Origin of the sequence: Pseudoalteromonas sp. NSLLW218, assembly GCF_015864775.1 — a bacterium.
Taxonomy (GTDB): domain Bacteria; phylum Pseudomonadota; class Gammaproteobacteria; order Enterobacterales; family Alteromonadaceae; genus Pseudoalteromonas.
This window is the reverse complement of sequence record NZ_JADYWO010000001.1, coordinates 356397-378190: the sequence shown is the minus strand read 5'-3', so window position 1 is coordinate 378190 and position 21794 is coordinate 356397. Positions and strand designations below refer to the sequence as shown.

General features: G+C 38.7%; 24 protein-coding genes. 8 read left to right on the top strand and 16 right to left on the bottom strand.

Annotated features, from left to right (window positions below; genetic code table 11):
• Nucleotides 1-156: 156 nt before the first annotated feature.
• Nucleotides 157-1449 carry an alpha/beta hydrolase gene (locus I6E80_RS01710; RefSeq protein ID WP_024599508.1) on the top strand — a complete coding sequence of 431 codons (1293 nt, stop codon included), beginning with the start codon at nt 157-159 and terminating at the stop codon, nt 1447-1449.
• A 4-nt stretch (nt 1450-1453) separates the two neighbouring features.
• Here the strand turns inward: I6E80_RS01710 and I6E80_RS01705 are convergent, their stop codons facing one another.
• Nucleotides 1454-2275, bottom strand: coding sequence for an AraC family transcriptional regulator (locus I6E80_RS01705; protein ID WP_197184624.1), 822 nt, complete (start codon nt 2273-2275; stop codon nt 1454-1456).
• Between the two features lie 125 nt (nt 2276-2400).
• Between I6E80_RS01705 and I6E80_RS01700 the strand changes: the two genes are divergently transcribed.
• Nucleotides 2401-2871: a YHS domain-containing (seleno)protein gene (locus tag I6E80_RS01700; protein ID WP_197184623.1), complete on the top strand. Its 471-nt coding sequence runs from the start codon at nt 2401-2403 to the stop codon at nt 2869-2871.
• Nucleotides 2872-2972: 101 nt separating this feature from the next.
• Nucleotides 2973-3407, top strand: a complete 435-nt coding sequence (locus I6E80_RS01695; protein WP_197184622.1) for a nuclear transport factor 2 family protein — start codon at nt 2973-2975, stop codon at nt 3405-3407.
• Between the two features lie 68 nt (nt 3408-3475).
• Here I6E80_RS01695 and I6E80_RS01690 read toward each other — a convergent pair whose 3' ends face one another.
• The 7 genes from I6E80_RS01690 to I6E80_RS01660 form a co-directional block, all read right to left on the bottom strand.
• Nucleotides 3476-3817 carry a YajD family HNH nuclease gene (locus tag I6E80_RS01690; protein WP_024599512.1) on the bottom strand — a complete coding sequence of 114 codons (342 nt, stop codon included), beginning with the start codon at nt 3815-3817 and terminating at the stop codon, nt 3476-3478.
• 37 nt (nt 3818-3854) lie between these two features.
• The gene (locus I6E80_RS01685; RefSeq protein WP_197184621.1) at nt 3855-4790 is read right to left on the bottom strand and encodes a hypothetical protein; all 936 of its coding nucleotides are present in this window, start codon (nt 4788-4790) and stop codon (nt 3855-3857) included.
• Between the two features lie 84 nt (nt 4791-4874).
• Complete coding sequence (locus tag I6E80_RS01680) at nt 4875-5489, bottom strand: ACP phosphodiesterase (RefSeq protein ID WP_197184717.1); 615 nt, start codon at nt 5487-5489, stop codon at nt 4875-4877.
• 233 nt (nt 5490-5722) lie between these two features.
• Entirely contained in the window at nt 5723-5956 is a 234-nt protein-coding gene (locus I6E80_RS01675) for a ChaB family protein (RefSeq protein ID WP_039485228.1), read from the bottom strand.
• Between the two features lie 16 nt (nt 5957-5972).
• On the bottom strand, nt 5973-6542 hold the full coding sequence (gene sodC, locus I6E80_RS01670) for a superoxide dismutase family protein (RefSeq protein ID WP_197184620.1): 570 nt from the start codon (nt 6540-6542) through the stop codon (nt 5973-5975).
• 640 nt (nt 6543-7182) lie between these two features.
• Nucleotides 7183-7677: a hypothetical protein gene (locus I6E80_RS01665; protein WP_024590238.1), complete on the bottom strand. Its 495-nt coding sequence runs from the start codon at nt 7675-7677 to the stop codon at nt 7183-7185.
• 225 nt (nt 7678-7902) lie between these two features.
• Nucleotides 7903-9135, bottom strand: a complete 1233-nt coding sequence (locus I6E80_RS01660; RefSeq protein WP_197184619.1) for a cytochrome C — start codon at nt 9133-9135, stop codon at nt 7903-7905.
• 330 nt (nt 9136-9465) lie between these two features.
• On the opposite strand from I6E80_RS01660, the gene I6E80_RS01655 reads away from it, so the two are divergent.
• From I6E80_RS01655 to I6E80_RS01645, 3 genes are all read left to right on the top strand, one after another.
• Nucleotides 9466-9711 (top strand): DUF4235 domain-containing protein, encoded by a 246-nt coding sequence (locus tag I6E80_RS01655; RefSeq protein WP_002958040.1) that lies wholly within the window; start codon nt 9466-9468, stop codon nt 9709-9711.
• 259 nt (nt 9712-9970) lie between these two features.
• The gene (locus tag I6E80_RS01650; RefSeq protein ID WP_024599517.1) at nt 9971-10279 is read left to right on the top strand and encodes a hypothetical protein; all 309 of its coding nucleotides are present in this window, start codon (nt 9971-9973) and stop codon (nt 10277-10279) included.
• A gap of 305 nt (nt 10280-10584) precedes the next feature.
• Entirely contained in the window at nt 10585-11733 is a 1149-nt protein-coding gene (locus I6E80_RS01645; RefSeq protein WP_197184618.1) for a hypothetical protein, read from the top strand.
• A 132-nt stretch (nt 11734-11865) separates the two neighbouring features.
• On the opposite strand, the gene I6E80_RS01640 is transcribed toward I6E80_RS01645, so the two are convergent.
• Genes I6E80_RS01640 through I6E80_RS01630 form a run of 3 tightly spaced genes read right to left on the bottom strand, consistent with a single transcriptional unit; the run spans nt 11866 to nt 13639 of the window.
• Complete coding sequence (locus I6E80_RS01640) at nt 11866-12531, bottom strand: hypothetical protein (protein WP_197184617.1); 666 nt, start codon at nt 12529-12531, stop codon at nt 11866-11868.
• A 54-nt stretch (nt 12532-12585) separates the two neighbouring features.
• Complete coding sequence (locus I6E80_RS01635; RefSeq protein WP_197184616.1) at nt 12586-12999, bottom strand: hypothetical protein; 414 nt, start codon at nt 12997-12999, stop codon at nt 12586-12588.
• Complete coding sequence (locus tag I6E80_RS01630) at nt 12992-13639, bottom strand: hypothetical protein (RefSeq protein ID WP_197184615.1); 648 nt, start codon at nt 13637-13639, stop codon at nt 12992-12994. Before I6E80_RS01630 ends, I6E80_RS01635 begins: the two co-directional genes overlap by 8 nt.
• Before the next feature lie 447 nt (nt 13640-14086).
• Here I6E80_RS01630 and I6E80_RS01625 point away from each other — a divergent pair, with 447 nt between their 5' ends.
• Together I6E80_RS01625 and I6E80_RS01620 are read left to right on the top strand one after the other, a co-directional pair.
• The gene (locus I6E80_RS01625; protein ID WP_197184614.1) at nt 14087-14812 is read left to right on the top strand and encodes a hypothetical protein; all 726 of its coding nucleotides are present in this window, start codon (nt 14087-14089) and stop codon (nt 14810-14812) included.
• Nucleotides 14813-14814: 2 nt separating this feature from the next.
• Complete coding sequence (locus I6E80_RS01620; protein ID WP_197184613.1) at nt 14815-15360, top strand: AAA family ATPase; 546 nt, start codon at nt 14815-14817, stop codon at nt 15358-15360.
• Between the two features lie 455 nt (nt 15361-15815).
• On the opposite strand, the gene I6E80_RS01615 is transcribed toward I6E80_RS01620, so the two are convergent.
• From I6E80_RS01615 to I6E80_RS01595, 5 genes are all read right to left on the bottom strand, one after another.
• The gene (locus I6E80_RS01615) at nt 15816-16100 is read right to left on the bottom strand and encodes an addiction module antidote protein (protein ID WP_007579952.1); all 285 of its coding nucleotides are present in this window, start codon (nt 16098-16100) and stop codon (nt 15816-15818) included.
• A 337-nt stretch (nt 16101-16437) separates the two neighbouring features.
• Nucleotides 16438-19329, bottom strand: coding sequence for an aminomethyl-transferring glycine dehydrogenase (gene gcvP, locus I6E80_RS01610; RefSeq protein ID WP_197184612.1), 2892 nt, complete (start codon nt 19327-19329; stop codon nt 16438-16440).
• A 161-nt stretch (nt 19330-19490) separates the two neighbouring features.
• Nucleotides 19491-19880 carry a glycine cleavage system protein GcvH gene (gene gcvH, locus I6E80_RS01605; protein ID WP_002958029.1) on the bottom strand — a complete coding sequence of 130 codons (390 nt, stop codon included), beginning with the start codon at nt 19878-19880 and terminating at the stop codon, nt 19491-19493.
• A 73-nt stretch (nt 19881-19953) separates the two neighbouring features.
• On the bottom strand, nt 19954-21036 hold the full coding sequence (gcvT, locus tag I6E80_RS01600) for a glycine cleavage system aminomethyltransferase GcvT (RefSeq protein WP_197184611.1): 1083 nt from the start codon (nt 21034-21036) through the stop codon (nt 19954-19956).
• Between the two features lie 117 nt (nt 21037-21153).
• Nucleotides 21154-21753, bottom strand: a complete 600-nt coding sequence (locus I6E80_RS01595) for a hypothetical protein (protein ID WP_024599315.1) — start codon at nt 21751-21753, stop codon at nt 21154-21156.
• Nucleotides 21754-21794: the final 41 nt, after the last annotated feature.

The following is a 21794-nucleotide window of genomic DNA, read 5'->3' as shown; positions in this document are numbered from 1 at the left end:
GCTCGGGTGTTTTTATTTTTAATCCTCGTTAACGCAACAATATATTATAAAATTAGTATGTAATGTGTGAAAGGTAATAAATATGTTACTTTCTATATGCTAATTTTATACTTGACCTCTTTAGAATAATTTATAAACCGAAAATAAGGAATAAGCATGCTTTTTCACCCTCACGGTAAATCCTATATTTTCGCGCTTTTGCTCATTATTTTGCTATCTGCCTGTACTTCAAACCCAGCTTTAATGCCTACACCCAATTTATATGTAAGTACGCCTTATTCAGAAGCCCAAGTACCTAAAAACCTGCATACTACAAGTATGGAGTTACTCTATGTTACAGACCGAGCAGTTTCTGAAAAAAAAGGGGTTATGTATAACGCAAGTCGGTCGCCATCAATTGCATACGGTGTGGCAAAAGTAAATTTTGGCGATAAATCCTTGCTGTGGGGTGAGTTATTAGAGCAAAGTAATCTTAAAAATCGCTCCGCAAATTTAACTTACGTAATGGAAAAAGCGGATGAATTAGGTCGCTTTCCTTTATCGCCTTATAAATTTAGACGGGTAAAAAATAAACTCCAAATTGACGAAGATATTTTAGAACGCAAAATTTTTCACGAAACCCAATTAAACAAAAACATTAATCAGCGTTTAAAAAGCAGTAATAATAAAGACGTTATTTTGTTCGTGCATGGTTTTAATAATACCTTTAACGAATCGGTGTTTACCCTTGCCGGTATTTGGCATTTTTTGAACCGACAAGGCGTACCTATTGTTTACTCTTGGCCAGCTGCCGCCACAGGATTAACCGGCTATTTTGAAGATAAAGAGTCTGGTCAATTTACTATTTTTCATTTAAAAGAAACCTTACGACTACTTTTTAAAAATCCTGAAATAGAAAACATTCATATTATTGCGCATAGCCGTGGCACAGATGTAGTAACCACAACTCTTAGAGAGCTTATAATTGAAAACAGAGCTAGTGGCGGAAATCCTCGAGAAGACCTGCGTATTGAAAACTTAATTTTAGCCGCCCCCGATCTCGATTTTGGTATTATTAAACAAAGGTTAATGGCTGAGCAATTTGGACCTGCATTTGGACAAATTACCATTTACACCTCTCAAGAAGATAGCGCATTGGGTATTTCACAGTGGCTAACAAACAGCTTAAGCTTTGGTCGATTAAACACAAAAGATGTAAACATAAACGAACAAGACATATTTACTTCTGTAGGTAACGTAAGCCTAATTAAAGTACCTAAATCTGGCAGCTTAATAGGTCATGATTACTTTCATAGTGATCCTGCGGTAAGCTCGGATCTTATTAATTTGATACTGCATAAGGCGTCGCCTGGTTCTAAAAAGCGACCTTTGCAAAAACTCGAAAATAATTTTTGGTCACTCGATTCAAACTACCTAATTACAACGGATGCAGCTAACTTACAAAATTAAATGTTTACTGCTTGCTCAATAACCACTCTTTTGGCGCTTGCCCTGTTTTTTTTCTAAATACACGGGCAAGTGCAGAGCCATTTTCGTACCCAACCTGATTAGCCACTAAATCCATATTTTGATTTTTTAAAATAAGCTTTTTAGCGACCGATAAGCGCCAATCAGCTAAATAATCAGCCGGTGTTTGCTCAATTACACGCTTAAACGTGTCGGCAAATTTAGAGCGTGACATGCCGCATTCCTCAGCCATAGCGCTAAGCGACCAGCTTTGCTCTGGGGTTTGATGCATTTTTATTAATACCTTAGCCAACTGAGGATGCGCAAGCCCTGCCATCATCCCGCTTTTAATTGTGCCCTCTTTCAATACCTTACGCAGCACACTAATTAAAAATACATCACATAAGCGATCTATAATTAAATCCTTACCACTGGCGTCTTTAAATGCCTCTTCAAAAATCCAAAAAGCGCTCTGCTCTAATAATCCATTACCCGTTAATTCGTAATTTAAGCAAAAAGGCAGCGCCTGCAATAAAGGGCTATGCCCTCCACTTTGATAGCTAATTTGTGCACACACTAAATCAGCACCATCGCTTTTATCCGAAAATAAACAGTGCCCTGTAGAGTGAGGAAAAAATATAACCGAAGGCGTAGATAAAACCACTTCAAAGCCACTGTTACTGCGCACTTTGAGAGTACCTGAGCGCAATAAATGTAAATGCCCAACACCTTGATCGTCACTAAAGTCGCTCGTACCGCACATGTTTCCACTAAAAAACACATTGGCGTTAAGTGAAAAGTGACTCAGTACACTCGAAAGTACGTCCATAAGCGCCTCTTTGGATTATTGGTATGAAAATATAGACTAATAGACGCATATTAACCAAACAATAACGATAAAGTACAGTTGAGTTTAAACAAACATACTAATTAAATTACCCTTTGGAGATACACATGAAATTTTCGACACTCACTAAATCAGCTTTTTTTGCAGCATCTGTACTTGCCAGTTCACTAAGCTTTGCAGCAGACATAGACGCAAATGCCGACGTTAACGATATTGCAATTAGTGGTTACGATACCGTTGCTTACTTTACCCAAAACAAAGCAGTAACAGGTAGCTCTGAATATACTGCAACACATAAAAATGCCATTTATAAATTCACCTCAGCTAAGCACCGCGACTTATTTAGAGCGAATCCAGAAAAGTACGCACCACAATTTGGTGGCTTTTGTGCGTTTGGTGTATCAATGGAGAAAAAGTTTGACGTAGATCCAGAAGCGTTCAAAATTGTTGAAAACAAACTTTATTTAAATCTTGATAAATCAGTTCAAAAGCAATGGCTAAAAGACGTACCTGGCTTTATTAATTCAGCCGACTCAAACTGGTTTGACATAAAAGACAAAACAGCAAAAGAGCTTTAATAAACAAAGTTTCATTTAAATATAATATTGTGAGGCTGCTTTAGCTTACACCAGCAGTCTTAAATTTAGTGCGTTGTTCATTATTAGCAGTAGAGAGTTTTATGTTGAAATCGTTGTTAGTTATTATAAGTGTTACCTTTTTATCGTTTAGTACATTGGCTGATCAAGCCTCTGACAAAGTAGCGATAAAAGCCGCAGTAAACGACTACTTTCAAGGTCAAGGGGAGGCGAGTAAAGCGCATTTATTTCGCGCATTTGCAGCAGAACACGCAACAATGGTGGGTGTAGTAAAAAACGACGACGGTAAAGAAGTTATTAAGTCGTATAAAGACATGACCAGTGTACTTAACCAATGGGCATCAAACAAAAATCCAGCAGGTGGAAACCTCGATGGTGAAATAATTAGCATGAACATTGTTGACGACCGTTTAGCTGTTGTTTTATTTCGCTCTACTAACCGCTTTTACGATGCACTAACATTAGCTAAACTAGATAATGAATGGAAAATAGTCGCTAAAGCTTATATTTTACAATAACTATTAAACCAATAATCGCTGTTATAAAATTTTAACCAGTTCATTTGACCATTAACGTGGCTCAACTATTACTTTGATTTATTTAACAGCGCTTTTAAATCGGCAAATGGGGAATGCGTTGCAGCCTCAACTTTTCGCTCTGTAGTCGACCCGCCATACATAATATGTTCATGGTATTTATTGTGTTCATTATCGTGGCAATAAATACACAATAGCTCCCAGTTACTGCCATCTTCAGGGTTATTACTGTGATTATGATCAACATGATGCACCGTTAACTCACGCAAATTAGAGTACTCAAACTCACGAGCACAACGCCCGCATACCCAAGGGTATAATCTTAAGGCTTTTATTCTATAACCTTCCTCTTGCTTCACATAAGCCTGAGGTACTGCGTTATTATTACTCATAGTATTCCTGGTAAATTCACTATTTCGGTGCTCAATACTAAAAAAACTTAATTACTGACAAATCACCAAAAGAAGTATCTATGTGCCGGCCTGTTTGCTCCCATGCACGAAGTACAACCATAAGTTTTTTATTGTCAGAAGTCCAAGAAATTCCACCGCCGTACGCTTCAACTTTTTCACCGCCCGAATCTTTTAACCCCAGCCCAGGGTCTGTATTTCGAATATTTCCCTTACCTATTTTGTATTCAGCAAATACGTGAACATTATGCGGTAACGAAAATGATAAAAGCGAGCCAATACTCGCTCCGTACGAATTAGAAATTAACTTAGTGACCTGTGGTGCAGACGAATTTAAAAAATCAGCCTGAAATACAATATTATCTTTATTCTCAAGGGATACATGCTTGAAAGACCACGCGCCAACAACACTTAACGACAAATCAAATTTGTTACTTAGCTTTGGCCTATTAAGAAAAAAATGCTCAAACAAAGACTCTTTATTGTTGAAGGTATAAAAATTGTGTTGGCCAGATAGCTCAAACTTGGTTGAACGTGTATTTTGCGAGAAAATTTGATCCGTTTGATTGCCGCTTAAATTGCTAGCCGTGCTTTGCAGTCCTTCAAGCGTTTGATAGTTAAAAGTGATTTTAGAATTTTTAAACTTTCTATATGAAAGCAGTATATCTTGTGTTTTTGTTTCAACATCATCTTCAAAAATATCGGCAGAGTAGCCAATTTCAATGTCGTTAATATCAAAAAACACACCCACACGTTGGTTGTTTATGGGCTCTAACGAAAACAGTGTTTTTTGATTACTCCCAGCCAAGTCGTCGTATATTAACGCGTGACTAGTGTTAGGGTTTGAAATAGTTGTTCGTACAGACTTTAAGTCAAAGTCGAAAGCCAATACAGCACCAGATTGAAATGCCGCTAAAACGGCAAAGCTCACAATAGCCAAGTAATTGCGAATCATTAAAAACACTCAAAAATTAATTTGTATTAGAGTAGCGTTTTTTTTACCTTAAATTATCACAAAAGGTTAACAATTGATGAAACTTTAAATAATGCGCTTTATGCCATTTTTTGGGGTGCTTTCAAGGTCAAACTCACTTACATGCTTAATTAGCTCCGGAAAGAACGCTAAAAACACGGCTTCTAATTCATCGTAATTCCGCGCTATATCATCAGCCGCCCCCGCAAAGTTATTAGTAAAACGGATGCGGTTAGCAATATTATCAAGTGCTACTCCTATTCCCTCAACGGTTTCGTACTCTTTAAACCAATCGTTTTTGGTCATACTTGTTACAACATGCTGCATGCGCGGCGGCATAACAGGTATGCGATTATTCAAAAGCTGATAGCTGGTGTACTTAAAATCACTTAAAGGTTGCTTGCTAAAGCGCTGCCAATGCACAATTAAAAAATGATCAAACACCACATCAATAGCCACACCAGCAAAACGTTTACGCTCAGGTGAAAAGTACTGCTTGGCTTCTTTTACTAACGGGTGAGAGTCGGTAAATTTATCGACTAAGTAATGGTTGTTTAGCCCGTTTTTAACCGTATTTGGTAAGTGATCTACATGCCTTTTACCACCAAAGTCACCTAACAAGTTTCCAAAGTGAGAATCGGCTGTGGGCTGCGCTAAATAAAGGTGAGCTAAATAATTCAAAGTGTTCTCTGGCTTGGCTAATACAAACAAATAATAACGTAAATTTAAACCAAACTCACATTCGTGTTTAAAGCAGTACTTATGGTTTTGCTTACCAATTTTACTCAAACACGCCGTAAAGTATTGTTTAACGGATAAATAGAAAAGTGATTAATCACTAGGCTCTATAAAAAAGCCACTACAATAAGCTGTAGCGGCTTTTTAATGCTTTAGCTTTGTTAGTTTGATCAAAACTAGTTACTCGACTTAACCCAATTTCCATTATCATTTTTACTGTAGCTATTTTTAACCGCAGACCAAGCCACTTTGTGCGCAGTGGTTTCGCGGTCGTCGTCGTTTTTTCTATCGCTTGGGTCCTTGTAGGTATCCCACGCACTATTAAACGCCTCTTGATATATCTCTTGAGCATGTTTAGGTAAGTTACTTTTTACCGACTCAGGTAGTTCGTCCCGGTTTTTATATGGCATAGCTTTCTCCTTATATTTACTCAATTACGCCACAAGCAACACGGCTACCACCGCCACCTAATGGCTTTGGCTCATCTGCATAGTTGTCACTTCCTTCATGAATCATCACTGCGTGTTGTTTAAGTTGTTCAAGCGTGAGCCTTGGCGCTAAAACAGGCGATTTAGCTTGGCCACTTTCATTTACATACAACGCCGGTAAATCACCTAAATGACCGTTAGCCCAAGGATAATCATGATGCTCGCTAGCTTTTGGATCGAAATGCCCACCAGCGCCACCACCAGGCACTACCTCATCGTCTTTTTTCTTGGGTTCACAACTAGCAAATTGATGAACATGAAAGCCATGCTGCCCAGGCGTTAAACCTTTTAAGTTTGGTGAAAAAACAACGCCGTGATCATTTTCTGTTAGTGTAATAGTGCCTAGTAATTGCCCCTGCCCCGACTTAGTAACTTGGTGCATTTCAACGTTTACATTAGCCATTGCACTATTTTGTAGTAAAACGCTGGTAAATAATATTGCAAAAGCAGGTTTTAAAACGCGGTTTAAACTTCTTTTAACTTTTGAATCAAACTGCAAACAATTCATCATCATCTCCTGGTTTAGTATCAAATTAATAAAACAGTAACGCTAAATTAAGCGACTATTAAATAAGTAGTTTCAATGTCTATACCAGTCCTATGTTCAAACATACATTTATGTATTTTTTAGTCGCAATTTATTGATTAAAATAACTTTAACTAAATAGCCATTTAATTAATGAGCTAACTTTTACTCAAAGATTAAGTAAAAACCGAGGCATATTTACAAAGCTCGTGAGAAAAGATTACCAACGTCCCTACCAAAAAAGACAATCCAAGTGAAAAAGACGATATTAAAGAGGCCCTTATTACTTAGGCGGTAGTCTCGAGTGTTGGTGTTGGTTGAATGGCCGTACGTTATAAAATAAAGAAGCGCCAATCTAAATAAGTCTTTTACAGAGACTCTTCACGCATTATATTTATAAGGGGTATTTATTAATCAAAGCATGTTTTAAAAAAATCCGCTTATATATGGGTCCATTTAATGACAAAAAATTACGTTATTTAGTTGTTTTATATCATAATTTTTAACGCAGTTAGCGTAAGATTTAATCCCGCAAATTAATTAAGTATTATTGCTCCGCACTAAAAATCGAGCACAAAAAAAGGTGAAACCAAGTTTCACCTTTTTAATTAATTAGCTAGCATTACGCTGTAGATACGTTACTTGCGCCTGCATTGTTAAGTATTTCTTCAATAGCGTTTTTGTTGTCACTATCGTACTTAATACCAATTAATATAGAGCCTTTTTCAATGGCATCTTCATAATACTTAATTTCGTGCTCGGGGATAAACGCACCAATTGCGGCACCTAAAGTACCACCTACTGCGGCGCCTGCGCCACCAGCAGCAAATGCAGCGACTAATGGTCCAGCAACTAATAAACCAGTACCACCTGTTGCTACAGTCCCTACGGCAGTGAAACCACCAATAATTGCAGCAAGAATACCACCCGAAGCCGCGCCAATAAGGCCGCCTTCAGAAGCTTTAGTACCTTCGTCTACAGCAAAATCTTCCTTTGCGTATGAGTCGTTGGCTACAATACTAATATCAGCTTCATTAATACCTAAAGCTTCTAATCTATAAATTGCGAGTGTTGCTTGTGATGCACTTTCGAATAACCCAGTAATAACGGTACTCATAATAACTCCTTTATTTATTTAAGAAAATACACTTACTACCAAGCAAAACCCGAACCAAGTAAATTATTATTTAAAATCAATAACATAAAACAAAGCCCCGTGCTAACACTCTTATTATTAGAGTAAAAACTGCCAAATTTTGTAAAAAACTCCTACCCACATAAACAAACTTAATAACAAGCGATAGCAGTTTTAATATAAATATATTTACAAAAGGAAAATTTATTACTCAGACCATGTAATTTCGGCTAATTGGTTAGTCGCTGTTTGGTGAATAATCAGCCCGTTATTCCCCATGCGCATATGCCTAATTAATCCTGAGTAAACCCCCTCTTTACTCGGAATTTGCCAGCTCTGCATGGTTTCGGTATTAAGGTCGAACCTTACTAAGGTTTCAGGGCGTTTGGCTGACTCGTTAAACCAAATGGCGTTATCGGCATATTCAATTGCATACGGGTGACTGTTTTCACCACTGGGATTATCCCACTGCGTTATTTTACCGTTTTTAGGGTTATAGCGGCCAAGTTTACCCATACCAGAGTTAACATAAAAAACCATATCGTCAGGCGTAATGGCAAGCCGCCTTGCATGCGTTTTGGCGCCAGGGAGTTTAATTTCGCTAAGCTCCATGGTCTTTTTATCAACTTTAACCAAACAGTTACTACCATTACACGAAACCCAGGGCGTGCCGTTTGAATCAAGCTTAATACCATATGGCCGTGAGCCTTTAGTGGGTAAAGTAGCGAGTTTAATATCGCCAGTTGTAGGGTCTAGCTTGCCAATCATATTACTGTGCTGGAGGGTAAACCAAAATATACCTGCCTCGTCAAATACACCAGTATGCGGGTCGCGGGCATTTTTATCGGGCATTTTATACACTTTAAATTTTTCGGTTTTTAAATCTAAATATCCAACCGTGCCATTTTTATTACCTAAAAACCAAGGGGTTTGGTTTTTATCAAGCGACACACTGTGCGCATAGGTACCACTTGGCAGTGTGTACTCTTTCATATCGCCGGTTTTAGGGTCTAACCTGCCTAAAATATTACCCCACTGGCCAACCCACCAAATAAGTCCGTTTTTACCTTGTACCGGATCGCGAGCGCGCTGCCCAAGCGTAGGCACTTGCCAGTACTTAAAGCTAAGCTTTAAATCGCCCGTAACAACCTTAGATTCGCGCTTGGTATTAACAGGATAATGATCAGCTAAGTAAGCGCTTATATCTTTACTAAGCGCAGTACCCTCGCCCGTATCAACCATATAGCTTATTAATGTTTGCCAGTCCTGCTGACTATAACCCGCGCTACTCTCAAGGTTATTTAAACTATGGCAACTAGCACAAAGCTGCTCAACTAGCGGCCCTTGCTCGTTACTAAGCACAGTTACCGGTGCAGCCAAAGTGCCCGACACAGCCATTACCGCAACGTATTTATTAAATAAAAATCGATTTTTACTCATAACGCCCTCCCTTGTTTTTTAATATTAAAGCATAGGGCGATGGTGTTTACTATATGTACAGACAAGCCGACTAGAAGGTAAGTTAATTTGCAGAGTAAATGCCTGAAAAATAGACCTGAGCACAGTGGTACAGGCTTTACGTTAGTTACTTAGCTGATGCTTAAGTGTGATTTAAAACGACTAAATTGCACAAAGAGAATAATAACCGCTTAAAAAAACCTGATTTAAAGTCTTCAGAGTCTATCGGTATGTAAATTGCTGGTACTACTGTTCTTACTTAAAGAGTTACATATTAATAACTCACGCTACAACTAAATAATCGAGGGTAATATGAGTAATAAACAGCTAATTACGACGATAGGTATAGGTCTGGCCGCTGCATCTGCAGGTATGTTAACAAGGAAAACTTTACAAAAATCGTGGGAAAAGGTTACCAACGAACCAGCCCCAAAAGATAGACCAAGCGAAGAAACCGATCTCAAAGAGGCCGTTACATGGGCGGTAGTTTCGGGTATTGGTGCGGGTGTTGCAAGAATGGCCGTACGTTATGTACTAGACAAGCGCCGATCCAAATAAACCGACCCAATTAATACCTCTTATAAGTATTAAGCGCGTAATGCGATGAGGTTCTAAAAGCGGCTTGCGACAACCACTCCCTAGTTGTTGCAAGCAACTTGGCAAAACCCTAGGGCGCCTTCCGACATCCCCTCCAGATTTTAAGCTGATACACTCTATTAAACATTAACTCCCTTTCAAAGTTGTTGCCTGCCTACAAGCTTGCGTATAATGCCCGCATTCCGGCTGCATTTTTTAGCCGCTAACTTGGATTTTATTAATGAAAAAACTCTCTGCAGTGCAAATAAAGCAGCAAACACTTGTGCTTAATACAGCTGAAAAATTAGAAGAACAAGGCCGCGCTGAGCTCCCAGGTATGCTGCAATGCTGGTTTGATGTGGAATATCACTTATTTCCAAGTTCACTCCTGCTGTGCTTTCAGTTTGAAAACGAGCAAGCCTTAGCCGCCGCAGAGCCAGATTTATTAAAGTGGCAAAAGCGTTTAAGCGGCGCAATGCTTAAAAAAGGCGTTATTTTAAAAGATATGCGTAAACATTTAGTGTTTACCTTAAAAGGGCCTGACGATTAAAGAGAAAGGTTTAAAACTATATTGTGGCTTACGCTCGTGTCGCCACAAGCGCATAAAAGCATCATGAAAAGCCGCTGCATTACTGCACCGGCTTTTTACTTTTGATTAAAACTTAAAGTAACATCCACAAAGATCAATTTTGACTCGGGGGTTTTTATTAGCCGATGATGCCAATTGGCCATTAAAAAATACGAATGCACTGCAAAAGCAAATTTTAGTCGATTCAACGTTAATAGGTTGCTCTAAGTTAGCAATCGTAGGATAGTAAATTACACATAAAACAATCGCTTTATCTTAGGAGTATCATGATCAAAGTATTACTAGCGACTAGCTTAATTGCCTCTTCATTCGCTGTTTTAAGTAACCCTTTAACTGTTGAAGAACAGCGTATCAACAAAGCCCAAACAGCTATGCCAAATGTTTTAAAAGCATTTACCCCAGAAGTATCAAGTTTTGAGCAGCAATTTAAAGAGCTTAACGACTTTAAAAGTGCAAAAATATTAGTACAAAGCTTTAGCTTTGAACTGTGGGAAAACGCCAAGCAACGCATAGTAAAAACCAATAATTACGACGACCGAGAGCTCTACTGGGCACGCCTGCTTTCAAGTAAAGTAATACGCACAACATCACCTAAATTTTCAATTACGCAGGCCCAACTAAATACTTTACTAACCCTACTTGAGGAAGGCAGCAGAGGACGTACCGACCTTGCTTTTTCATCAGGCAGCACTAAAAAAATATTACTTACAGGCTTTGACCCTTTTTTACTCGATAAAAACATAAACCAAAGTAACCCCTCAGGTGTTGCGGCGTTATTACTCGACGGCCAAGTTATTAATTACAACGGCGTGAGCGCAGAAATAAACACCGTTATGGTGCCTGTACGCTACGAAGACTTCGATCAAGGTATAATAGAGTCACTACTTGCCCCCTACTACGCACTTAATAATGTAGACATGGTAGTAACCGTAAGTATGGGCAGAACAGAGTTTGATTTAGAGCACTTTCCGGGTAAACGTCGCAGTGTAACTGCCCCCGATAATGCCAACATTGTGTATGGTGGCACGCAAACAAGCCCAGTAATACCAAAACTTAATGGACGACCACTCCCGGGCAACGAGTTTGTAAAATTTAGCTTGCCTGTAAATTACATGCAACAAGCTAAAGGCCCTTATAAGGTTATCGACAATCACGAAGTCACCACGCTTGAAAAAACCTATAAAGCGGGTTCGTACGGCGAGCTTAAAAATAGTATTGCGGTAAATGGCGGCGGCGGTGGTTACCTGTCTAACGAAATATCGTACCGAAGTATTCGCCTGCGCGATGCGCTTAATTCAAGTATACCTACAGGGCATATTCATACCCCACGTATACAACAATTCGAACCTGAAACAGAAGCTAAAATAGTAAAACAAATAAAGGCAATGCTAGAGCAAAGCTTAGTAGCGCTATAGTTTATAACAACTAGTTTAAGCGCATAATAAAGGGCAATAACATTGCCCTTTATTATAGCTCACTCTAAAACATTAGCTTTTTGGATAGTTAGGTTTGAAAATACTTTTATAATAAAATATATACAAAAATAATTATTTTATTAAGTTATGAATACTTTTATATACTTCTTCAGAAATATCTTCAATACTTTTGATAGAACCACCTTTAAGGCAATTAATTATTTTCCAATTTTTGGAGTTCGATGCAAGGGAGTTGTAAACTGTTGCCACCTTTTCTAAATAGCTAGAATCTTCTTCATGAAGGTCTTTAGCTTTATCAGTATAATCTCTGGTGTTCTTCAGTAGCACAAGTTTTGATGAGCTCGCAGCATCTAAATTTAATAAAATATTAATATCAGCTTTTGGAAGACCATATACGTTATATTCTAGATTTTCTATCCATAGTTGGAGCTCTAATCTTTCAGAGCCAGATATTTTAGCTGATTGATGCGCAATGTTTGATGAAACATAACGATCTATAATCACTACTTTACCTGCAGATGAAGCTTCAAGTATTGAAGCTTTTTTCTCGAAACGATCTCCAGCATATAGCATCGATGCAAGCTTGGGAGGTACAACATCTAACCCACCAAACTCTCCGTTCAAATAACAACCAACTTCTTTACCAAAAAATGTTTCCGAATAGCACGGAAATCCCATTAAAGTAACATCAATTCCTGATTTCGATAATCTATCCGCAAGTAACTTAGCCTGTGTATTTTTCCCGCTACCATCAATACCTTCAATTGCTATAATCATTTAAATTTTATTCTCTATGAAATTATTAGTAATAAACTTTTTTAATACTTTGAATTAAAGAACCAAACGCATTCTTAATTCTTTTAGGAATGAAGGGTCAATATTATTCTTTTTCAAGATTTCAAGATGCTTTAACTTTCTCATTTCTGGTGAATAATAATCTGAAATATCTGACTCTTTTTTTATGTCTTTCAAAGTATTAAAAACAGTATTAGCTACATCAAGCAACTTCCCTTCTAATTTTCCATTTTCTATTTTAAGTTTTTGGTCTAAGTCGCCAGTGAACATACCAGCATTAAACACTGTTAAATTAGGCTGCTCATGCTCTATTTCTATGTGGTTGTAACCAACTAAGTAAATTAAATTTGAAATTATAAGTTCACTATTGGGTGCATTCAGAATTTCATCGAATTCTAAATTAAGAAAGTTTTCAGAATCAAAAAAATCATTTATTTGCATATTACCCATTATTTCTCCAAAATTGAACTGCTGTTAAACTTTCTTCATAAGTATCAGTCACGAGAGAAAAAGCTTTAACAATTTGATCTATATCGCTATTATCTTCACTATATTTCAATTCACCACTACCTATCGGTGCTAGGTTAATTTTATTTGTGATGATACTTGATTTTACAAATTTTCTGCCTACAACTACACCAGTTACATTATACTTTTTAACGACATCTAAGTAAGCCTTGAGGTCTTTTATAGTTACATTTTTGATAACAGGCTTGATATAGAGGTACAGAGGAACGTTAAATTTTTCTATCAACTCAAAACTTCTGAACCTAGACTCTGGTGAAGCTGTACCGCGTTCAATAGTATTCCAATGGCTAATTGTTGTCGAGGAAATGAATATCGATAGCTGTCCAATATATGTAATATGAGGTATTAATCTCTCTACATCATCTGAAGAAACGAATTGTTTAGTGGCAAATTGTATCAAATTATTTTTTTTTAAAAAATACTGAATTACTTCAACAGTAATACTCTTATTAACTTGGTCCCAACACTCGGAGTAGCAGCCCAAAGATATTATGGTACCATTTTTCCCTGGTATAAATTGGCTGTGACTTTCAATTTTTTTTATTAGTTCTTGGCTGCTCAAGGCTAATAACTTGTCTGCATTAATCTTATAATTTAGAGATGGGAGGTAACAGTAGGAACAACGAGATTTACACCCTAATGTCGAGTTCACAAATAACCTATCACTTGTTCCATATACATACATTACACAGTCCTTTTTATAGTAACGCTAAACCTTACTTGATAGAACACTCGGTCGCTATTGAAAAACTAATTATTATAACCTTTAAATCAACTAATTATTAGGACTTTTTACTTGTTAAGTTTCGATGATTTATTATATTCAATGATATAAATTTAAATGCCTAACCCGACACTAAAATATGAGTAGTGCAAACCCACTACGCTACACCTTAATAATAGAGATCTTGAACTCAAGAATACCTTATAATAAATACTTACCTTGACTTAAAGCGCTTCTTCTATATAAATCAAGTAAATAATAGTCACATCCAACCATAGGTACACAATGAAAAGGCAAAACATCGTCCAAGTTTTAATCCTTTTATTAGGTCTAATCTTAATGCTTTCAGCATTTATTGTAGAAAATAGTAATACCAACACAATCCTACTAAGTATTGGTTGTTCGATAATATCCGTCGTCATTATTAACTTTGTGGATTATCACATAACATTACCCGAGAAAAAAACAACTGAGATAGTGAATAATTGGAAGTTAATTTCAATATTTGAAACTAAACAAAGCATGAATAAAGAAGCTAATATTTGCCTTGAAAAAGCTAAAAAATTAGACATTGCAGCTTTAGGCTGCAAAGGACTCCTTAATTATTGCGGAGATACAATTAAAGAGAGATTAAATGATGGGTTGGAGATAAGGTTTTTAATCCCTAAAAAACATTCTGCGTATATACATCAGAGAGAAAAGGATGAAGGGGCTTCAAAAGATGAGATAAATAATAATCTTGAATTTCTAGTTAGCTGGTCCACAAAAACTATTAAAGATTTAGATTTAAATCCAAGTCAAATAGTCATTAAAGAGTACGATCATTTACCAATAGAGTCTATTATGAAAGTAGATAAAAATTTATTTACAGGTCCATTTATGGTGGATAAAGTTAGTCAATTGACGATGGCATACCAATATCGAAAGGGCGGCATTGGTTATGAATATTATGAAAAATATTTCGATTCCATATGGAGTAAAAGTACGTCAATAAATTTGGTAACTAATTAAAAATGAAAAGAATACTTATCACGGGTGTGTTTGCGTCAGGCAAAAGTACTTTAATCCAAATGATAAAAATTGAACTGGAAAAGTTGGGGAAAAAAGTTTTCGTTTTTAATGAAGTAGCTAGAGAATGCCCACTGAACTTAAACTATGAACAAAATCTATTAACTACATCATGGCTTGTCATGAGACAAATGGAAAATGAAATAAGTAAACTTAATAAAGAATATGATTTTGTTATTTTTGATAGAGGGCTACCTGATATAGTTGCTCATACTAGAGTAATTATTAGTAGCAAAAATGAAGATTCTATATTTTATGAAAAATTAAAAGAGCTAGGTGAGGCAAGTCTTAAAAGCTTTGATTATGTATTTTTATCTTTGATGTCTGAAAAATTTCAAATTCAGACTGATGGATTAAGAGTTAATGACCCTTGCTACCAGCATCGATTGGAGTCTATCCATACTGATTATCTGCGGGATACTAGATGTAAATTTGAAACACTACTCGAAGTAAATAATGAGCGTTTGATACAAGTATTATCAATAATATAAAGAGTAGTTTAAAAGGAAGAGCTAACGTGGCAAACCGATGTAACTTCACACCAATTATGCTTTGAAAGATTGAGCGTGATGCTCGGGTGCGCTGAGAGGTGACGAATAACCGAAGCGCAGCTTCGCAGTATGAGGAAGTGAAGGCATGGATGCCGACAGTAACCCAGCTTCAAGGATGAATTACTAGCAGCAGAGTTAAGTTTGAAAATCTATAGCCCCTCTTTGGCTGCTGTCGCCAGCGCGACAAAACCTTGAATAAGGTTTCTAATTTCTAGAAGTGCCCAACGTATTCGCGTTATCTGTAATAGTAATCTCAAACACCTATTCAAATACTTATTCGGGCTATCGCCCGCGCGTCAGCAAGCTAAACGCCTACAACAAATAACACATACTCTTGGCTTTTAAGCGAGTAAGTATAGTTGGGATTTGTTGGGTTTCGTTTCACTCTACCCAGCTTATGCAACTTGTGTTGTAAGGCGAAAGTTAAGTGCTTTCATCACTTTAAAAATAGTTTCCCAACGTGGCTTGGTTTTACCGTTAACGGCTTTATATAAGCTTTCACGGTTTAACCCCGTTGCTTTAGCAATATCACTGACGCCATGTTTTTTAACTAATAAGCCAAGTGCTTCAATAAAGGTATTTGGATCATCATCAGCTAAACACTCTTCTAAAAATGTATTAATTTCTTGCTGTGTTTCCATATAGTCAAACGGGTTAAAATCTGATGTTTGTAGCGCCATAATAATTACTCTAATTTATTCAACTTGCTAAATAAATGTAGCCTAAAAGCTACAAGCGCACAATGTTATTTATAACTTTAAGGCTGCCGCCAGCGCGCCAGCAAGCTTTACGCCTGCAATAAATAACACATACTCTTGGCTTTTGAGCGAGTAAGTATATTTGTGATTCGTTGGGTTTCGTTTCACTCTTCCCAACCTACGTTCATATAATTTATGGCGAATTACTATGCACAAAAAAGCCGTTGCATTGCTGCAACGGCTTTTTTAATTTTTGATAAATTCCCAAACTATAATGGAGCTTACTATCCATTAAAGGTCAAAAAATTAGTCTCTGCTCTTAGTCGCGATAAGTCTCTACCGCTGGGCATGAACATACTAAGTTACGGTCGCCGTATACGTCATCAATACGTGTAACGGTTGGCCAGAACTTGTTTTTGGCCACTGCAGGCACTGGGAATGCAGCGTAAAAACGGTCGTATGCGCGGTCCCATTCGTTACCTAACACGTCGCCTTGTGTATGCGGTGCAAACACTAGCGGGTTGTTTTCGATTGACCATTCACCAGAAATTACTTTTTCAATTTCGCCTTTAATCGACACCATTGCTTCGATAAAGCGGTCAATCTCACCTTTTGATTCAGACTCAGTTGGCTCAATCATTAATGTGCCAGCTACTGGGAACGACATAGTGGGTGAATGAAAGCCGTAATCTTGCAAGCGCTTAGCTACGTCCATTTCAGTAATGCCTGATAGCTCTTTAAGCGGGCGCAGGTCAACAATACATTCGTGAGCAACACGGTTGTTACGACCACGGTATAAAATTGGGAAGTGCTTGCTTAGTTCATGCGTTAAGTAGTTAGCATTAACGATAGCCATTTCAGTGGCTTGTTTTAAGCCCTCTGACCCCATCATGGTGATGTAAGCCCATGAAATAGGTAAAATAGCCGCTGAGCCGTAAGGCGCTGCTGATACCGCACCGTTACCAATGTTAGTACCTGGTACGTTAATTACGCTGTGGTTTGGCATAAACGGAGCAAGGTGCGATTTCACACCAATTGGGCCAACACCTGGACCACCGCCACCGTGTGGAATACAAAACGTTTTATGCAAGTTTAAGTGCGATACGTCTGAGCCAATAAAGCCTGGGCTTGTTACGCCAACTTGCGCGTTCATGTTTGCGCCGTCCATGTAAACTTGGCCGCCGTGCTCATGAATAATGTCACAAATCTCGCGAATTGTTTCTTCGTATACGCCGTGCGTAGACGGATATGTGATCATGATACACGATAGGTTTTCAGACACTTCCTCAGCTTTCGCTTTAAGGTCGGCCATGTCTACGTTACCGTTTTTGTCGCAGTTAACTACCACAATTTTCATGCTCGCCATTTGCGCTGATGCAGGGTTAGTACCGTGCGCAGAGCTTGGGATTAAACATACATTGCGGTGTGCATCACCGCGTGACTCGTGGTATTTACGAATCGCGATTAAGCCTGCATATTCACCTTGTGCACCAGAGTTTGGCTGAAGTGATACTGCATCGTAACCGGTAATGTTTATTAGCCAGTCGTGTAACTCGCCAATCATTATTTGGTAACCCTCTGCTTGATCCAGCGGGCAGAATGGGTGAAGGTTTGCAAACTCAGGCCACGTAATTGGGATCATCTCTGCGGTCGCGTTTAGTTTCATAGTACATGAGCCTAACGAGATCATTGAGTGATTAAGCGATAAGTCTTTGCTTTCTAGTCGCTTAATGTAGCGAAGCATGTCTGTTTCGCTGTGGTAACTGTTAAAGTTTGGATGCGTTAGTACTTCGTCGTCACGTACTAAACTTGCCGGAATTGACTCGCTGCCATTTGCCTCAACGTCGGCTGCAATAGCGTCAACACTTAGGCCATGGCCTTCGCCTAAAATAATATCGAATAACTCAGCTACATCGGCACGTGTTGTAGTCTCTGATACCGAAATTGAGTATTCGCCGTCGTGGTTTGTTGCAAAGTTTACGCCTTTTGCAATTGCACGTGCTGTTACGTCGTTTTTGCTGTCGCTTACTACTGTTAGCGTATCAAACCATGTGCTGTGCTTAAGTGCGATGCCTTTAGCTTTAAGACCACTTGCTAAAATATCAGCAAAGCGATGTATACGCTGCGCGATAGTTTTTAAGCCTTGTGGGCCATGGTACACCGCGTAAAACGCTGCCATGTTGGCAAGTAATACTTGCGCTGTACATATGTTTGAGTTGGCTTTGTCGCGGCGAATGTGTTGTTCGCGCGTTTGCATTGCCATACGTAGTGCGTCGTTACCTAAACGGTCTTTAGATACACCAATAATACGACCTGGTAATGAACGTTTGTATGCGTCACGTGTTGCAAAAAATGCAGCATGAGGACCGCCGTAACCCATTGGTACGCCAAAACGTTGAGCCGAACCAAGCACTACGTCTGCGCCTAGTTTACCCGGTGCTTTTAGTAGTAATAAACTCATAATGTCGGCAGCAACACAGGCAATGGCCTTTTTGCTTTGTACGCCGGCAATTAGGTCCGTTATGTCTACCACTTCGCCTGATGTAGTTGGGTATTGGAACAATGCGCCAAAAATGTCGTGGTTTACGGCATCTTCTGCTTTACCTACAATTATTTCAAAACCAAACTGCTCTGCACGCGTTGTTACTACGTCGATTGTTTGTGTGTGTACGTCGTCTGCGATAAAAAAGGCATTGGCTTTTTTAGCTTTTGATACGCGTTTTGCAAGGCCCATAGCCTCTGCAGCGGCTGTTGATTCGTCAAGTAATGACGCGCTTGCTAAATCAAGACCGGTTAAATCTAGGGTCATAGTTTGGAAGTTTAATAATGATTCTAAACGCCCTTGTGCAATCTCTGGCTGATACGGTGTGTACGCTGTATACCAACCTGGATTTTCTAGTACGTTACGTAAAATTACGTGCGGTACGTTAGTTGGGTGGTAGCCTTGGCCAATGTACGATTTGAAAACTTTATTTTTGCTTGCTACTGATTTTAGGTAGCTTAGTGTTTCAACTTCAGTACGGCTTTCGCCAACTGTTAATGGCTGCTCTAAGCGAATGCTAGCCGGTACAGTTTGGTCAATGAGCTCTTGCACACTCGATACTTCTAAAGCACTTAGCATATCGCTTACTTGTGCTGGGCTTGGCCCAATATGGCGGCGAATAAAATCTTGCTTTTGCTCTAGTTCTTCAAGAGATTTGGCGTTTGACATGAATCCAGATTCCTATGATCCTAAATGCTAATGGGTAACTAGCATTAATTAAAATATTTGACGATTTAACAGCTCACTCAGTATGGGGTTGTGCGCTGTAAAATCATAAAAGCCCCATTTTTATACATTAAACGGGGCTTTTAGTTATCTTCAAAAAATTATTATTCTTCGTCGATAGTGTGCGAGTAACCTTCAGCGTCTAATAAGTTGTCTAGCTCAGACTCGTCAGATGCTTTAATACGGAATAACCAACCGTCGCCGTAAGCGTCGTTGTTTACTGTTTCAGGTGAATCTTCAAGCTCTTCGTTAATAGCAACAATTTCGCCACTGATAGGTGCGTAAATGTCTGATGCTGCTTTAACCGACTCTGCTACTGCACAGTCTTCGCCAGCGTCTACTTCGTCGCCAACTTCTGGTAATTCAACAAATACCATGTCGCCAAGAAGTTCTTGTGCATGCTCAGAAATACCAACAGTAAATGTACCGTCACCTTCGTTGCGAACCCACTCGTGTGAAGGTGCGTATTTTAACTCGCTAGGAATGTTGCTCATTTTATTTGTCCTTTGGTTTATATTGGGAGGATACCAATCGCAATAATTATTGTGATTGGTATAACCAAATTATTTAAATTATTGATTTACCGTTACGTACAAAGCTAGGCTTTACTACTTTAACGTTTACTAATTTTTTACGCATTTCTACTTGAGCTTTATCCCCTGTTGAACGTGGTACACGTGCAAGGGCTACACTAAAACCAAGTGTTGGTGAGAAAGTACCTGAGGTAATAACACCCTCCCCACCGTCAACAATTACTTTAGAACCGCTACGCAACACGCCTTTTTCTTCAAACACTAAGCCAACTAGTTTGTCAGTGCTTTTTTCTGCGCGTTGCTTAACAAGTACGTCACGACCAATAAAGTCGCGATCTTCTGGTTCCCATGCAATGGTCCATGCCATGTTAGCGGCAAGTGGTGATACGCTTTCGTCCATATCTAGGCCGTAAAGGTTCATACCTGCTTCTAAACGTAGCGTGTCGCGTGCACCTAAACCAGCAGGCTTAACACCTGCGTCTAGCAGTTGTTGCCATAAATCGGCTGCTTGGTCGTTCGGTACTACTATTTCGTAACCGTCTTCGCCAGTATAACCCGTTGTGGCAATAAATAAATCACCTACTTGAACACCAAAAAACGGCTTCATACCTTCAACCGCTGCTTGTTGCTCGGCATTTAAAAGAGTGGCTGTTTTTGCTTTAGCGTTAGGGCCTTGTACTGCAATCATTGCAAACTCTGGGCGCTCTGTAACAGTTACGTCAAAGTCGCTCGATACGTTAGCTAAATGCGCTAGGTCTTTTTCGCGTGTTGCTGAGTTAACAACTAGGCGGTAAAACGTTTCGCTAAAATAATAAATAATTAAGTCGTCTATTACACCGCCTTGCTCGTTAAGCATGCCTGTGTAAAGCGCTTTGCCTGGTACGGTTAATTTTGCAACGTCGTTAGCTACTAGCTTACGTAAAAATGCTTGTGCTTGAGGCCCTTCAATATCAACAATGGTCATGTGTGATACGTCAAACATGCCTGCGTCGGTACGCACGCTATTGTGTTCTTCTATTTGTGAGCCGTAGTTGATTGGCATTTCCCAGCCATGAAAATCAACCATTTTTGCGCCCGCTTCTAGGTGCTTAGCATGTAGTACAGTTTTAGAAGTCATAACATTCCTTCACGTTTAAATTAACCCTGTTTAGGGCGTGGCTTAAATAGACTTTAATTGCTTAATCGCAATTAAAAACAGGTAAACATTATTATGTTTACCTGTTGTTTGTATTCGTTATGCGGCTTCACTATGCATAAGTGCAAAACCTTGCGCTTGCATGTAGCTTTGCCATTTTTGTAATTCTTGTTGTTTAGCTACTAATACAAAGTGTTGTTCGTCGTTTTTATCAATGGCGGTAATAAATACATCACCACTTTGCGCACCGTAGCATAGTTGCGCATTTGATAAGCGCAAACCTGGTGTTAATTTAAAAGCATTAACTAGAGTATCAAACGCATTGTCGCCACTTAAAATAAAACTTGCTAGGTCGGTGCGTACTACATAATCAATATCAAAACGTAGTTGTTGCTCGTTTATAAGTGCTTGTAGTTGAAGGCTTGCGTTGTGTGGCAGTACGAATCTAAAAGCGGTTTCGCTAAAGTAATAAACAGCAAAACTGTAGTCAGAATTATAGTCGCCATCTAGTGTGCCTTTTAAGCCTAAACCGCTGGCGGTAAGCATTGTTAAATCAAGGCCTAAAATGGTACTTAAAAATACACTGGTTTCGGTGCCGCTAAAATCCATTACAACGTGATTGTTGTTAGTTTGCAAAGCGTTAGTAACCGCACTACTTGCGTTGCTGTGGCGGGCAAACATTATTGGGTTAAAAGTCATAACAAATACCTGTGTATTTTCGATTATAAAAGTATATTGCC